This window comes from Actinomycetota bacterium (assembly GCA_040881665.1).
Taxonomy (GTDB): domain Bacteria; phylum Actinomycetota; class UBA4738; order UBA4738; family HRBIN12; genus JBBDWR01.
This window is the reverse complement of sequence record JBBECT010000007.1, coordinates 296921-309363: the sequence shown is the minus strand read 5'-3', so window position 1 is coordinate 309363 and position 12443 is coordinate 296921. Positions and strand designations below refer to the sequence as shown.

Here is a 12443-nt window from a genome sequence, read left to right as displayed (position 1 = left end):
CGATGGCGATCCTGATCGATCGGTCGACCCGCGTCGTGGTGCAGGGGATCACGGGCCGGGAGGGAACGTTCCACACGCTGCGCAACAGGGACTACGGCACGAACATCGTGGCGGGGGTCACCCCCGGCAAGGGCGGGCAGGACGTCGAGGCCATCCCGGTCTTCGACACGGTCGCCGACGCCGTGGCCACAGCCGAGGTGAACACCTCCCTGATCTTCGTTCCTCCGCGCTTCGCGGCCGAGGCGATCCGCGAGGCGGCCGATGCCGGCGTTGAGCTGATCGTGTGCATCACCGAGGGCATCCCCGTCACCGACATGGCCGATGTCGCGAGTTACCTGCGGGGCAAGGGATCGGTGCTCGTCGGACCGAACTGTCCCGGGCTGATCTCGCCGGGCAAGGCGAACGTCGGCATCATCCCCGGCGAGGTGTGTACGCCCGGCCGCGTGGGTCTCGTCTCGCGTTCGGGAACGCTCGTGTACCAGATCGTGAACGAGCTCACGCAGCGGGGGCTCGGGCAATCCACGTGCGTCGGGATGGGGGGCGATCCGGTCAACGGGATCGACCATATCGGCTCGCTGGCGCTGTTCGAAGACGACCCCGAGACCGATCTGATCGTGATGGTCGGCGAGATCGGCGGCGATGCGGAAGAACGCGCTGCCGCCTACATCTCCGAACACGTGACGAAACCGGTCGTCGGCTACATCGCCGGGTTCACGGCCCCGGCCGGCAAGCGGATGGGGCACGCCGGTGCGATCGTCACCGGGTCGTCGGGAACGGCGCAGGCCAAGGCCGAGGCGCTCGAGGGGTCGGGCGTGCGGGTCGGGCGGACACCCACCGAGGTCGCCGAGCTCGTGGCGTCGACGACGGGGTGAAGCCGGCCGCCGTCCCGCGATGGATGCGGACGGCGCTGGTCCGTGGCGCGCTCGCGTTCGCCGCGGTGACCCTCGTGGGCCAGGCGGTCGCGCTCGCGGTGTGGATCGGCGGTGGGCCCGGTTCGCTCGGCACCACACCCAGGATCGGCTGGCTCTACACGTGTTCCTTCCTGGCCGTGCCGCTCGACCTCCTCACCCGCGCGAGCGGGGCCCAGGCGGCGCCGCTGTCGGGGGGCGTGGCCGTCACCCTGCTCACCGGAACGGCGGTGCTGGTGTGGGCGGCGTGGGATTCGGGCCGGCGGGCCGCCCGCGTCGCGGGGGAAGGGTGGGTACGGGTGGTCGCCGGGGCGTCGGTCGGTCCCGTCGTCGGCGTCCTGACCCTGGCGGGCTGCGTCGTGGTCGGGCACCTGATCGGGATCTCGGTCTCCTTGCCGCGGAACCCGGTCATCAACGACGTGCAGGTCCAGCCCGAGCTCCTGGCTGCGTTCGTGTGGCCGACCCTGCTCGCCGGCCTCGCGGGCGCGGCGGGCGGGCTCTCGGCGACCTCGCCTCGCGGTGGGGACGGGCGAGCTCTCCTGCGTGTCGCCGTGGAGGCGGGAACGAAGATGCTTCTGATCGCGATGCTCGGCGCCCTTGGCTTCGCGCTGCTGATCGCGGCGACCCGTCCGGACGCGACGGCTGCGTACGTTCGGACGGTGACCGGCTCGTCGGGGGCGGTGACGGCGGCCGCGGTGGGTCATCACGTGCTCGCGCTTCCGAACCAGTCGGTCTGGCTGCTCGCCGTCGCCACGGGTGGCTGCGACGAGATCGTCTCGGCCCGCGTGAACATCGACGCGGTGTGCCTGGACACGCTCCCCGAGGAGATCTCCCTCGATCTGCTCACGCCGGGAACCGGGAGCTCGCCGGCCACCCGGGGCGCGCCGTGGGAGTTCCTGCTGCTGCCGCTCGTGCCGCTGGCGGCCACGGTCGCGGGCGGGGTGCACGCCGCACGCGCGAGTTCCGCGCGCTGGCCGCCGGCCGTGCCGGGAGCGGCGGCGGGCGTGGTCTTCGGGCTCACGCTCGGCGTCGCGTCGCTGCTGAGCGGCGTGACCCTGTCCGGAGCGCTGCTCGCCGGCGTGGACGGATCGGTCCGCTACGGGCCGGACCCGTGGATCGCCTCGATCCTCGGGCTCGCGTGGGGTCTCGTCGGAGGCGGGGCCGGATCCTGGCTCGCCGCGCGGTACCGACCGCAGCGTTGAACGGCCGCTCGCGACCTCACCCGCCGATCCCGACCTCCACGCTGTTCGGCTCCCACGCGACGAACTCCTGCCAGGCTTGGCGCCATCCGGCGTCGGTGCGCGGGTAGCGGCGCACCGGCTCGGAGAGCTGGTTGCGGTCCCAGATCCCGAAGAAGTCGCCCCCGTAGCCGAGTAGGTAGCGCTGCCCGGAGTGGGTGTACTGGGTGGCGGCCGATCCACTCGTCTGGGACACGCCCGCCGACTGGATCGGCGCCGTCGCCCCTCCGGCGGGACCTCCGCCCGCGTTCCCCACGATTGCGGCGGGGTCGGTCGTCGTGGCGGGCTGTGCGGTGCCGGTCGTCGGGGTGGCCTGGGTCTGCTCGACGGCGACGTTCCCGGGTTCGAGAGCGGCGTACCGCTGCCAGGCCTGCCGCCAGCCGTCGTCGGTCCGGGGGAACCGTTCGGCCGGGGTATCCGGTGTCTGCCGGTCCCAGATCCCGAAGTGGTCGTCTCCGTAGCCGAGCACGTAGCGCTGTCCGGTGTGGGTGTAGGTGATCGTCGCGCCGGGTCCCTCGGCGGGTGAGGCCGCGGCCGTGCCGGCGCTCTTGACGCCCCACATCTCATCGCCGGTGCCCGCGCCGGTCACGCCGGTCGCGGTCGCCCCGGTTGCCCCGGAGGTCGAGGCGCTGGGGGTCACCGGACTCTGCGTCGTGGGGCTGTCACCCGGTTGCGCCGCCGGCTCGGTGGATGTGGCGTCCGACGTCGAGGTCGGTGTGGTGGTCCCCCACGAGGTTCCCGATGGCGCCGCGGCTCCCCGGCCCGTTGCGGCGGGGGGTGCGGTCGCAGGGCCGCCGCCGGCGGCGGGCGCGGTTCCCTTCCCCTGGGGGAACGGGGCCGACAGATCGCTGTGGCAGTAGCGGCACAGGATCGCCTCGTCCTGGATCTCCTCTGCGCAGTACGGACACTTCTTCACGGTCGGGTCCCTTCCGTCGCGGTGCGGTTTCCGTGCATGAGGCTACCCCAGGCGGGGCCGCCGAGGCGCGCCGGCACGGCGACGCGCCGCGATCGCCGCCCCGAGCGCGATGACCCCGGCCGCCAGCGCGACGAGGTGGCCGAGCCAGGGTCGAGCGAACGCCGGAGGTCGCACCAGGGCGAGCACCGAGGCCGCCACCCCCGTCGCCGCGAGGACGAGCAACGCCTCCGCGATCCGGGCCGACGCGATGCGTCCCGGGCGGGAGCGGTCCACGACCCACACGAGGGCTCCGAGCGCGAAGGCGATCGCCGCGACGCCCGCCCAGGTGGGGTTCCAGGCCCCGAAGATCCCCGATCCTCGGCCGAACCGGGTCCAAGGAAGGAACGTCGCTAGCGTGGCCACGCCGAGCGCGATGCCCGCGAGGCGCAGGGCCGGGTCCGAGGGTGGGCGAGGTGCCGGGGACTCGGTCCGTGCGTCGGCGACGTCCGCGGGCAGGCACTCCGCACCGTAGACCAGCCCTCGGACGGGGGTGGCGCAGGCGATACAGAGGGCTCGGCCGCATCCGTCGCAGGACGCGACCGACTGCGTTCCCGGATGCTCGCTGCAGCGATCGGTCCGGCCGGCGGTGACCCGGTTCTCGGTCGGCATGGTGCTCATCGTACGGGGCGTCCGGTCGTGCGTGCCGGCGTGGCGTTGACGCCCTCTCACTCGCCCGCCTAGCGTGCGCTGCGTGGACGAACCGAAGATCGCGGTCCTCGCCTCCGGGAACGGGACGAACCTCCAGGCCGTGCTCGACGACCCCGTGGTCGGTGCGTGGGTCGTGCTGGTCGTCTCCGACCGCCCCGACGCTCGGGCGCTCCGGCGGGCCGCCGATCGGGGGGTGGAGGCGGTGCACGTGGATCCCGAGGCGCATCCGGGGATCGACGCGTACGCCGCGGCCCTGGTCGAGGTCCTGCGCGAGCGGGAGATCGGTTTCGTGGCGCTCGCGGGATTCATGCGGGTCCTGGGACCCGAGGCCGTCGAGGCGTACGCGGGACGGATCCTCAACGTGCATCCGTCGTTGCTCCCGGCCTTCCCCGGTGCGGACTCGGTCGCCGATGCGCTCGCGTGGGGCGTGAAGATCACCGGCGTCACGGTGCACCTGGTCGACGAGCAGGTCGATCACGGTCCGATCGTGGCGCAGGAGGCGATCGTGGTGCGCGGCGACGACGTCTGGTCCACCCTCGAGGAACGCGTTCACGAGGTCGAGCATCGGTTGCTCCCCGCCGCGCTCCGCGCGCTCGTGGAGGGGCGGATCGACGTGGACGACCGCCTCGTCCGGGTCGCGGAGCCGTCGACGGGGGCGGGGACGTGAACGACATCGTGCAGGTCCGGCGCGCCCTCGTCGCCGTCGCCGACAAGGCCGGGCTCGAGCGGCTCGGGCCGGCGCTCGCGGAGCTCGGCATCGAGATCGTCTCCTCCGGCGGAACCGCGGAGGCCCTGCGCGGGCTCGGCGTGCCCGTGACACCCGTACCGGAGGTGACCGGGTTCCCCGAGATGCTGTCGGGGCGCGTGAAGACGCTACATCCGAACATCCACGGGGCGATCCTCGCCGACCGTCGCAGCGACGAGCACCTCCGCCAGCTCGAGGAGCACACGATCGCGCCGATCGATCTCGTCGTCGTGAACCTCTATCCGTTCCGCGAGACGGTCGCGTCGGGCGGCGAACCGGACGAGGTCGTGGAGAACATCGATATCGGTGGTCCGGCGATGGTGCGCGCCGCCGCCAAGAACTTCGAGTCGGTCGGCGTCGTGGTCGATCCCGCTCGCTACGACGGGCTGATCGACGGGCTCCGTCGCGAGGGCGGACTCGGCCGGGCGGCCCGCCGGGGCCTCGCGGCCGAGGCCTTCGCGTATACGGCGGCCTACGACGTTGCGGTCGCGGCGTGGTTCGCACGGCAGCACTCCGGGGACGGGCCGCCCGAGTCGCTGGCGCTCGCGTTCACCTCGGTCGGCCGGCTGCGGTACGGGGAGAACCCGCACCAGCGCGCCGCGCTCTACGCGGAGGTCGCCGGAGCCGGCCCGCTCGGCGGGGCGGAGGTGCTCGGGGGAAAGGAGATGTCCTTCAACAACTGGCTGGACGCCGAGTCGGCGGCCGGGCTCGTCGCGGAGCTGCCTGCGCCGGCGTGCGTGATCGTCAAGCACAACAACCCGTGCGGCGCGGCGACCGGGATCTCGGCCGCCGACGCCTACACGAAGGCGTTCGCCTGCGACACGGTCTCCGCCTTCGGGGGGATCGTCGCCTTCAACGTCGACGCGGACGCCGATGCGGCGGCGGCGATGCGCGAGGTATTCACCGAGGTCGTGATCGCCCCGGGCATCGACGTCACGGCGTTCACCGAGCGCGGGAACCTGCGTCTGCTCCGCGCGCCGATCGCCGAGCCGGGCGACCTCGAGGTCCGGCCGATCCGTGGCGGTGCGCTCGTCCAGGACCGGGACCGGATCGACGAGGTCCGCGAGCGGATGCAGATCGTCTCCTCGCGCGCCCCGACCGAGCGGGAGTGGGACGACCTGTTGTTCGCTTGGGCTGTCGCCGCGCGGGTGAAGTCGAACGCGATCGTGTTCGCCAGGGACGGTGCGACGGTCGGGATCGGCGCGGGGCAGATGTCGCGCTTGGACGCGGCGTGGATCGCGGCGCGGAAGGCGGGCGAGCGCGCGGCCGGCGCGTCGATGGCGAGCGACGCGTTCTTCCCGTTCCCGGACGCGCTCGAAGTGGGCGCCGAGGCAGGCATCACGGCCGTGATCCACCCGGGTGGCTCGGTCCGGGACGAGGAGGTCCTCGCGGAGGCCGATCGGCGGGACATCGCCGTGGTCGTGACGGGTCGCCGACACTTCCGCCACTGAGGTCGGACGGCCCTGGTCAAGCTCCGGGTCCAGCTTGGTCGCGGACGGCGCCTCCCGGTAGGATTCCGCCCCGATGAGCGCCACGATCCTCGACGGGAAAGCCGTCGCCGCACAGATCAGGTCCGAGGTCGCCGAACGCGTTCGTGAGCTGTCCGATCGTGGGGTCGTGCCGGGGCTCGCCGCGGTGCTCGTGGGCGACGACCAGGCCTCGCGGATCTACGTCGGCGCGAAGCACAAGGCCTGTGCGGACGTCGGCATCCGTTCCGAACAGGTCGACCTGCCGGCGTTCGTCACCGAGGCGGAGTTGCTCGCCACGATCCGTAGGCTCAACCGAGATCCGGAGATCCACGGCATCATCGTTCAGCTTCCGGTTCCGCAGCATGTCAACGAGCTGCAGATCCAGCAGACGGTGCTCCCCGAGAAGGATGTCGACGGGCTGCATCCGACGAACGTCGGCCTGATGGTACGAGGCGAGCCCGCGTTCCCGCCCGCCACGCCCTACGGCATCGTGGAGCTGCTGCTGCGCTCGGGTGTTCCGCTCGAGGGCGCCGAGGTCGTCGTCATCGGGTTCGGAGAGCTCGTGGGCGCGCCGCTGTCGATCATGCTCTCCCAGGACTCGATCCGTGGGAACGCCACCGTCACGACGACCCACATCAAGACCCGCGATCTTGCCGCGCACACGCGCCGCGCCGACATCCTGGTCGCCGCTGCGGGCGTTCCCGAGATGATCACCGGCGACATGGTCAAGAGCGGCGCCACGGTGATCGATGTTGGGGTCCATCGGACCGAGGCCGGCATCGTCGGCGACGTCCTGTTTGCGGAGGCGGCCGAGGTCGCCGGTCACATCACACCCGTGCCGGGCGGGGTCGGGCCGATGACGGTCGCGATGCTGCTCGTGAACACCGTCACGGCGGCGGAGGCGGCTACCTTCCGCGCGTGAGCGCGACGCAGCCCGTGACCGCTCGCCCCCATCTCCGCGACCTCCCGTCCCATCTGGCGCAGGTGCTCGCCGCGGGGCGGTTCGCCGTGACGGCCGAGGCCGTCCCGCCGCGTTCGGGTGACGGCGCCGCGATGCAGCGTCAGGCCCGGGCGCTCGTCGGTTACGCGGACGCCGTGAACGTGACGGACAATCCCCGCGCCTCCGCGCACATGAGCGCGGTCGCCGGAGCGGCGTTCCTCGCGCGCAGCGGGATCGAGCCGCTGGTGCAGATGACCACACGCGATCGGAACCGGCTCGCACTGTCGGCCGACCTGCTGTCGGCATGGGCGCTCGGGGCGCGGGGGCTGCTCGTCCTCTCCGGCGACCGGCTGCGTGCCGGCGACCACCCGGACGCCGTTGCGGTGTCGGACCTGACGGTCCTCGAGCTCGTCGGGCTCGCTCGGCGGCTCCGGGACGAGGGAACGTTGCTCAGCGGTGTCGAGGTCACGGAGGCTCCGCGGTTCCTGATCGCCGTCGCGGACGCGCCGCTCGTCGAGGGATACGACCCTGCCCGGCTCGAGCAGAAGCTCGATGCGGGGGCCGACCTCGTGCAGACCCAGATCGCCTACGACCTCGAGGCGCTCCGATCCTGGGCCGAGGTGATGCGGTCTCGGGGCGTGTTCGAGCGGGCCGCCGTGCTGATCGGCGTGACGCCGCTGAAGAGCGCCAAGATCGCCCGGTTCATGGACGAGAAGCTCTACGGCGTCTCGGTCCCGCGAGCGATGATCGACGAGCTCGAGGCGGCCGGGGAGGATGCACCCCAGGTCGGCGTGCGGCACGCGGTCGACCTCGTCGGGCAGATCCGGTCGATCGAGGGCATCGCGGGTGTGCATCTGATGGGCGTCGGCGCGCAGGACGTCGTCCGCAGCGTCGTCGAAGGCGCGGGCCTGTTCCCGCGTCCCGGTCGGTAGGCGTCCGGGCTAGGAGCGCAGCTCGATCGGCACGTACGTGCGATCGCGCGGACCGACGTACTCCGAACCCGGGCGGATCACCTTGTTGTCCGCGTACTGCTCGCGGACGTGCGCGGTCCAGCCGGCGGTGCGGGCGAGCGCGAAGATCGGGGTCATGAGGTCGGTCGGGATCCCGAGCGCGTTGTAGACGACGGCGGCGTAGAAGTCGACGTTGGGGTAGAGACCTCGCTCGTCCAGGGTGACGCGCTCGATCGCCTCGGCGGTCTCGAACAGGTGTGTGGTGCCGGCCCGCTCGGCCGTCTGCCGCGCGAGATCGCGCAGGACCGTGGCGCGTGGATCGAGCGTCGTGTACACGGCGTGGCCGAAGCCCATGATCTTCTGCTTGCGCGAGAGGCGATCCTTGATGTAGGCCTCGGCGTTCGCGGCCTCGCCGACCTCCTCGAGCATCTTCATGGCCTCTTCGTTCGCCCCGCCGTGCAAGGGACCCTTGAGCGCACCGATCGCGCCGGTCATCGCCGAGTGCAGGTCCGACAGGGTCGAAGCGATGATGCGCGCGGTGAACGTCGAGGCGTTCATCGTGTGGTCGGCGTAGAGGATGAACGTGGTGTCGAGCGCGTGGGCGGCGTCCGGATCGGGCTCCTCGCCGAGCAACATCGTGAGGAAGTTGGCTGCGTGCCCGAGCTTCGGGTTCGGAGGGATCAGCTCGTCGCCGCTGCGCGCGCGGTGGTACATCGCGATGAACGAGGGCATCAGCGCGACGAGCCGCAGCGCCTTGCGGAGGTTCGCCTCCTCGGAGAAGTCCCAGCCGTCGGGATCGTAGGTCGAGGCCGACGACACGCTCGTGCGGAGCATCGACATCGGCGAGGTCTGCTGGGCCAGCGTCGGCATCAGCTCGGTCTGGAAGTGCGAGGGTTCGCGTTCGTCGATCAGGAAGGTGTTCAGGGTCTCGAGCTGGGCCTCGTTCGGGAGCTCGAGGTGGTGGAGCAGGTACACGACTTCCTCGAAGGTGGCGTGCTCGGCAAGATCGGCGATCTCGTACCCGACGTACCAGAGCCTGCCCTCGGCACCGTCGATGTCGGAGATCCGCGTCTGCGCGGCGACGACCTCGCGAAGTCCCTTCTCGGCCACGTGACGAACCCCTCTTCGTCCAGGAGTTTGAACGGTCATTCAAACTCTAGCAGGCGTGTCGTGCGCGGTCGACCCGCCGTGCTGTCGTGCTCCGGGGCGCGTCGGCGCCCACTCTGGCAGGATGTGCGCCGCGTCGTCCTGAGCGGTCGGCGACCGCCGGTCGCGCCATTATCCATGCATCGGCACGAGCGGAAGGCACCGTGAGCTACGACATCACCCTGGTCCCCGGCGACGGCACGGGTCCCGTGCTCACCGCGTGCGCCCGCCGAGTGCTCGAGGCGGCGGGCGTGCCGATCTCGTGGGACGTCCAGGACGCAGGACAGGGGACCTTCGAGCGCACCGGCGACCCGCTGCCCGAGCGAGTCCTGGCGTCGATACGAGCGAACGGCGTCGCGTTGAAAGGTCCGCTGTCGACGCCCGTCGAGGCGCCGTACCCGAACGTGAACCTCACGCTACGTCAGGAACTCGACCTGTACGCCGGCGTGCGCCCGTGCCGGTCGTTCCCCGGCGTTCCCAGCGCCTACGAGGATGTCGACGTGATCGTGATCCGGGAGATGACCGAGGGGATGTACACGGGGATCGAGTTCGAGGAGGGAACGGTCGCGACGAAGGAGCTGATCGGCTTCATCGAGGAGGAGACGGGCCGGCGTATCCGCGACCGCTCCGGCATCTCGATCAAGGACATCTCCGTGCACGGGACCGAGCGGATCGTCCGGTTCGCGATGCGCTACGCGATCGACCACGCGCGTTCGAAGGTCACGGCGTCCCACAAGGCGAACATCATGAAGTTCTCGGACGGCTTGTTCCTCGAGACCGCACGACGCGTCGCGTCCGAGGAGTTCGGGCAGGTCCCGTTCGAGGACCGGATCATCGACGCGTGCTGTATGCAGCTCGTGAGCACCCCCGAGCGCTTCGACGTCCTCGTGCTTCCGAACATGTACGGGGACCTCGTGGCCGACCTCTGCGCCGGGTTGACCGGAGGGCTCGGGCTGGCTCCCGGTGGCACGCACGGGGACGGGGTGGCCGTGTTCGAGGCGGTCCACGGCACCGGTCCCCGGATCAAGGACCCGGATCGTGCGAACCCCAGCGCGTTGATCCTGTCCGCAACGTTGCTGCTGCACCACATCGGGGAGCCCGAGGCCGCCGACCGGGTCGAGCGCTCCGTCGCGGCGGTCCTGGCCGAGGGGCGCAGCGTGACCTACGACGTGAAGCCCTCGCGGAACGACCCCACCGCGGTGACGGCGGCCGAGATGACCGAGGCGGTGATCGCGTCCCTCTAGGCAGGGCGCTCGCCCGGCCTGTCGGTAGGATTGATCGCTGTTCAACCCGGCAATCGAGGAGCGATCGCGCATGAAGGTCACCGTCGTCGGCAGCGGCTTCGTGGGTCAGACCACGGCCCTGCGCATCGTGGAGAAGGCTCTGGCAGAGGTCTGCCTGATCGACATCGTCGAGGGACTGCCCCAGGGTCTGGCGCTCGACATCAAGGAATCGGCCGCCGTCGAACGCTTCGAGCCGAACATCACCGGCACGAACGACTACGCGGACACGGTCGGGTCCGACGTCGTCGTGATCACCGCGGGGTTCCCGCGTCAGCCCGGGATGAGCCGGATGGACCTGCTCGGGAAGAACGCCGCCATCATGCGCAGCGTCGTATCGCAGGTCGTCCCCGGATCGCCCGACGCGATCGTGATCGTCGTGTCCAACCCGCTCGACGAGATGACCTTCCTCGCCGCGCAGGAATCCGGATTCCCGAAGGAACGGGTCGTCGGGATGGCCGGCGTCCTCGACTCCGCCCGCTTGCGCTACTTCATCGCCTCCGAGCTCGGGGTCTCCCCGCTGTCGGTCGAGGCGATGACGCTCGGCTCGCACGGAGACGCGATGGTCGCGCTTCCACGGCAGGCGACCGTCGACGGCAAGCCCTTGCCCGAGCTCGTCGACGAGGCCACGCTCGAGCGGCTGTTCCAGCGCACCCGTGACGGCGGCGCCGAGATCGTCGCCCTGTTGAAGAAGGGGAGTGCGTACTACGCCCCGAGCGCCTCGGTCGTCGCGATGGTACGTGCGATCGCCGAGGACTCGGACGAGGTGCTGCCGATCTGCGCTTGGGCGACCGGCCAGTACGGCATCACCGATGTGTACGTCGGTCTGCCCGCCAAACTCGGCCCCGGTGGTCTGAAGGAGGTCGTGGAGCTCGACCTGAACGAGGACGAGCTGACCAAGCTCCGCGAGGCAGCCGAAGGCATCCGCACCAAGTGCGAGGACCTCGCGAAGCTCTAGCCAGGTCCGCGCGCGACCGCGAGCGGTTCGTCGACCAGCACCGAACCGTCGGGTCGCCGGAACACCGTTCGTCCCTCCACCAGCTCCAGAGCGAATCGCGTGTGCACCAGCCGATGGTGACGCCGGCACAACAGCAACAGGTTGTCGATCGCGGTCGAGCCGCCGTCGGCCCAGTGCTTGATGTGGTGCGCGTCACACCACCGGTGCGGTCGGTCACACCCCGGGAAGCGGCATGCGCGATCGCGCGTGATTACCGCGCGGCGCATCGCAGTGGGCACGACCGGTGTGGCCCGTCCCACGTCCAGCGGCTGGGAAGTGCCGGACAGCACCACGCGGGTGACCGAGGCATCACAGGCAAGGGCGCGCACCGTGGATGCGCCCACGGAACCCACGTGGTCGAGCTGACCGACCACCGAGCTCCCCGACAATGCGGCGGCATCGACCGTCAGGGTCATGTGTGGGCGCTCCCCAGCCACCTCGGGGCGGTCGGAGCGGTCCAGGTGCCTCCGACAGATCTCCCCGAGCGCGTCGGCGCGACGCTGGGCCGGGGTGCGCCGATCGTGCGCCCCGGTCCGTGACTCGGCGTCCAGCACCGAGGCCAGCGCGGTGAGCAGACTTTCCCCCGTCTCGGGGTCCAGGTCACCGTCCACGCGCACCATCCCGGCCAGAGTGACCGACGCGTGCAGCCGCCGTCGCGTGAGGGCTCTGTCCCGCGCCTCGGGTATCCGTTCGGCCTGTACCCGTTCGCGCCACAGGGCCACCACCCGGGCCAGCTCTGCCAGCGGATGGGTCCGCGCGGCCTGCACCAACAGCTCCTCGGACGTCGTGAAGGCCTCCGGATCGTCGAGGTGGGCCCGCACGAGCACCTTCGCGGCGCTCATCGCAACCTGGCCGTCGTCCACGGCGCGAGCGGTCACCGGCATCGCGGCGAACGCGCGCCCGAGGCCCACGGCTGTGCGAGCGGCGCTGACCGAGGTCCCGCAGCGTGCCGCGTGCCAGGACGCGCTCGACAGATGCCCCTCGCGCTCGCAGATCCCGCGACGCTCGAGGTCGACAGGCTTCGCGCCACCTCGGCCTCGAGCTGTTCGTGGGCGCGGTGCAGCTCGGCGAACCGCTCCTCTACCACAGCATCGGACAGCTCGGCGAGCACCTCGGCCCGCAGCGTGGTAACCACCGATCCCAGTTCGCCCATCGTCTCCTACCTCC

The 12443-nt window shown here is 71.2% G+C and carries 13 protein-coding genes; 8 read left to right on the top strand and 5 right to left on the bottom strand.

The features are described from left to right. Nucleotides 1-2 precede the first annotated feature (2 nt). Nucleotides 3-872 carry a succinate--CoA ligase subunit alpha gene (gene sucD / locus WEF05_11655; GenBank protein MEX1102535.1) on the top strand — a complete coding sequence of 290 codons (870 nt, stop codon included), beginning with the start codon at nucleotides 3-5 and terminating at the stop codon, nucleotides 870-872. Next, nucleotides 869-2110, top strand: a complete 1242-nt coding sequence (locus WEF05_11650) for a hypothetical protein (GenBank protein ID MEX1102534.1) — start codon at nucleotides 869-871, stop codon at nucleotides 2108-2110. The genes sucD and WEF05_11650 overlap by 4 nt, the downstream gene beginning before the upstream one ends. Before the next feature lie 16 nt (nucleotides 2111-2126). Here the strand turns inward: WEF05_11650 and WEF05_11645 are convergent, their stop codons facing one another. Beyond that, on the bottom strand, nucleotides 2127-3062 hold the full coding sequence (locus WEF05_11645; GenBank protein ID MEX1102533.1) for a hypothetical protein: 936 nt from the start codon (nucleotides 3060-3062) through the stop codon (nucleotides 2127-2129). 42 nt (nucleotides 3063-3104) lie between these two features. Further along, complete coding sequence (locus WEF05_11640) at nucleotides 3105-3710, bottom strand: hypothetical protein (protein MEX1102532.1); 606 nt, start codon at nucleotides 3708-3710, stop codon at nucleotides 3105-3107. Nucleotides 3711-3792: 82 nt separating this feature from the next. Here WEF05_11640 and purN point away from each other — a divergent pair, with 82 nt between their 5' ends. The 4 genes from purN (at nucleotide 3793) to WEF05_11620 (ending at nucleotide 7835) form a co-directional block, all read left to right on the top strand. Further along, nucleotides 3793-4416: a phosphoribosylglycinamide formyltransferase gene (purN, locus tag WEF05_11635; GenBank protein ID MEX1102531.1), complete on the top strand. Its 624-nt coding sequence runs from the start codon at nucleotides 3793-3795 to the stop codon at nucleotides 4414-4416. Then, complete coding sequence (purH, locus tag WEF05_11630; protein MEX1102530.1) at nucleotides 4413-5945, top strand: bifunctional phosphoribosylaminoimidazolecarboxamide formyltransferase/IMP cyclohydrolase; 1533 nt, start codon at nucleotides 4413-4415, stop codon at nucleotides 5943-5945. Before purN ends, purH begins: the two co-directional genes overlap by 4 nt. 73 nt (nucleotides 5946-6018) lie before the next feature. Further along, the gene (locus tag WEF05_11625; protein MEX1102529.1) at nucleotides 6019-6885 is read left to right on the top strand and encodes a bifunctional 5,10-methylenetetrahydrofolate dehydrogenase/5,10-methenyltetrahydrofolate cyclohydrolase; all 867 of its coding nucleotides are present in this window, start codon (nucleotides 6019-6021) and stop codon (nucleotides 6883-6885) included. After that, nucleotides 6882-7835, top strand: a complete 954-nt coding sequence (locus tag WEF05_11620) for a methylenetetrahydrofolate reductase (GenBank protein ID MEX1102528.1) — start codon at nucleotides 6882-6884, stop codon at nucleotides 7833-7835. The genes WEF05_11625 and WEF05_11620 overlap by 4 nt, the downstream gene beginning before the upstream one ends. Before the next feature lie 9 nt (nucleotides 7836-7844). Here the strand turns inward: WEF05_11620 and WEF05_11615 are convergent, their stop codons facing one another. Further along, the gene (locus WEF05_11615) at nucleotides 7845-8963 is read right to left on the bottom strand and encodes a citrate/2-methylcitrate synthase (protein ID MEX1102527.1); all 1119 of its coding nucleotides are present in this window, start codon (nucleotides 8961-8963) and stop codon (nucleotides 7845-7847) included. Nucleotides 8964-9163: 200 nt separating this feature from the next. Here WEF05_11615 and WEF05_11610 point away from each other — a divergent pair, with 200 nt between their 5' ends. Then, entirely contained in the window at nucleotides 9164-10243 is a 1080-nt protein-coding gene (locus WEF05_11610; protein ID MEX1102526.1) for an isocitrate/isopropylmalate family dehydrogenase, read from the top strand. 70 nt (nucleotides 10244-10313) lie between these two features. Continuing rightward, nucleotides 10314-11237, top strand: a complete 924-nt coding sequence (gene mdh, locus WEF05_11605) for a malate dehydrogenase (GenBank protein ID MEX1102525.1) — start codon at nucleotides 10314-10316, stop codon at nucleotides 11235-11237. On the opposite strand, the gene WEF05_11600 is transcribed toward mdh, so the two are convergent. Both WEF05_11600 and WEF05_11595 read right to left on the bottom strand, forming a co-directional pair. Next, nucleotides 11234-12250, bottom strand: a complete 1017-nt coding sequence (locus tag WEF05_11600) for a DUF222 domain-containing protein (GenBank protein MEX1102524.1) — start codon at nucleotides 12248-12250, stop codon at nucleotides 11234-11236. The genes mdh and WEF05_11600 overlap by 4 nt on opposite strands. Continuing rightward, nucleotides 12151-12429, bottom strand: a complete 279-nt coding sequence (locus WEF05_11595) for a hypothetical protein (protein MEX1102523.1) — start codon at nucleotides 12427-12429, stop codon at nucleotides 12151-12153. Before WEF05_11595 ends, WEF05_11600 begins: the two co-directional genes overlap by 100 nt. Nucleotides 12430-12443 lie beyond the last annotated feature (14 nt).

What these genes read in the sequence shown, in the direction of transcription:
- sucD (MEX1102535.1), top strand. Translation starts at nt 3, where the DNA reads ATGGCGATCCTGATCGATCGGTCGACCCGCGTCGTGGTGCAGGGGATC.
- WEF05_11640 (MEX1102532.1), bottom strand. Translation starts at nt 3,710, where the DNA reads ATGCCGACCGAGAACCGGGTCACCGCCGGCCGGACCGATCGCTGCAGC.
- WEF05_11625 (MEX1102529.1), top strand. Translation starts at nt 6,019, where the DNA reads ATGAGCGCCACGATCCTCGACGGGAAAGCCGTCGCCGCACAGATCAGG.
- mdh (MEX1102525.1), top strand. Translation starts at nt 10,314, where the DNA reads ATGAAGGTCACCGTCGTCGGCAGCGGCTTCGTGGGTCAGACCACGGCC.
- WEF05_11595 (MEX1102523.1), bottom strand. Translation starts at nt 12,429, where the DNA reads ATGGGCGAACTGGGATCGGTGGTTACCACGCTGCGGGCCGAGGTGCTC.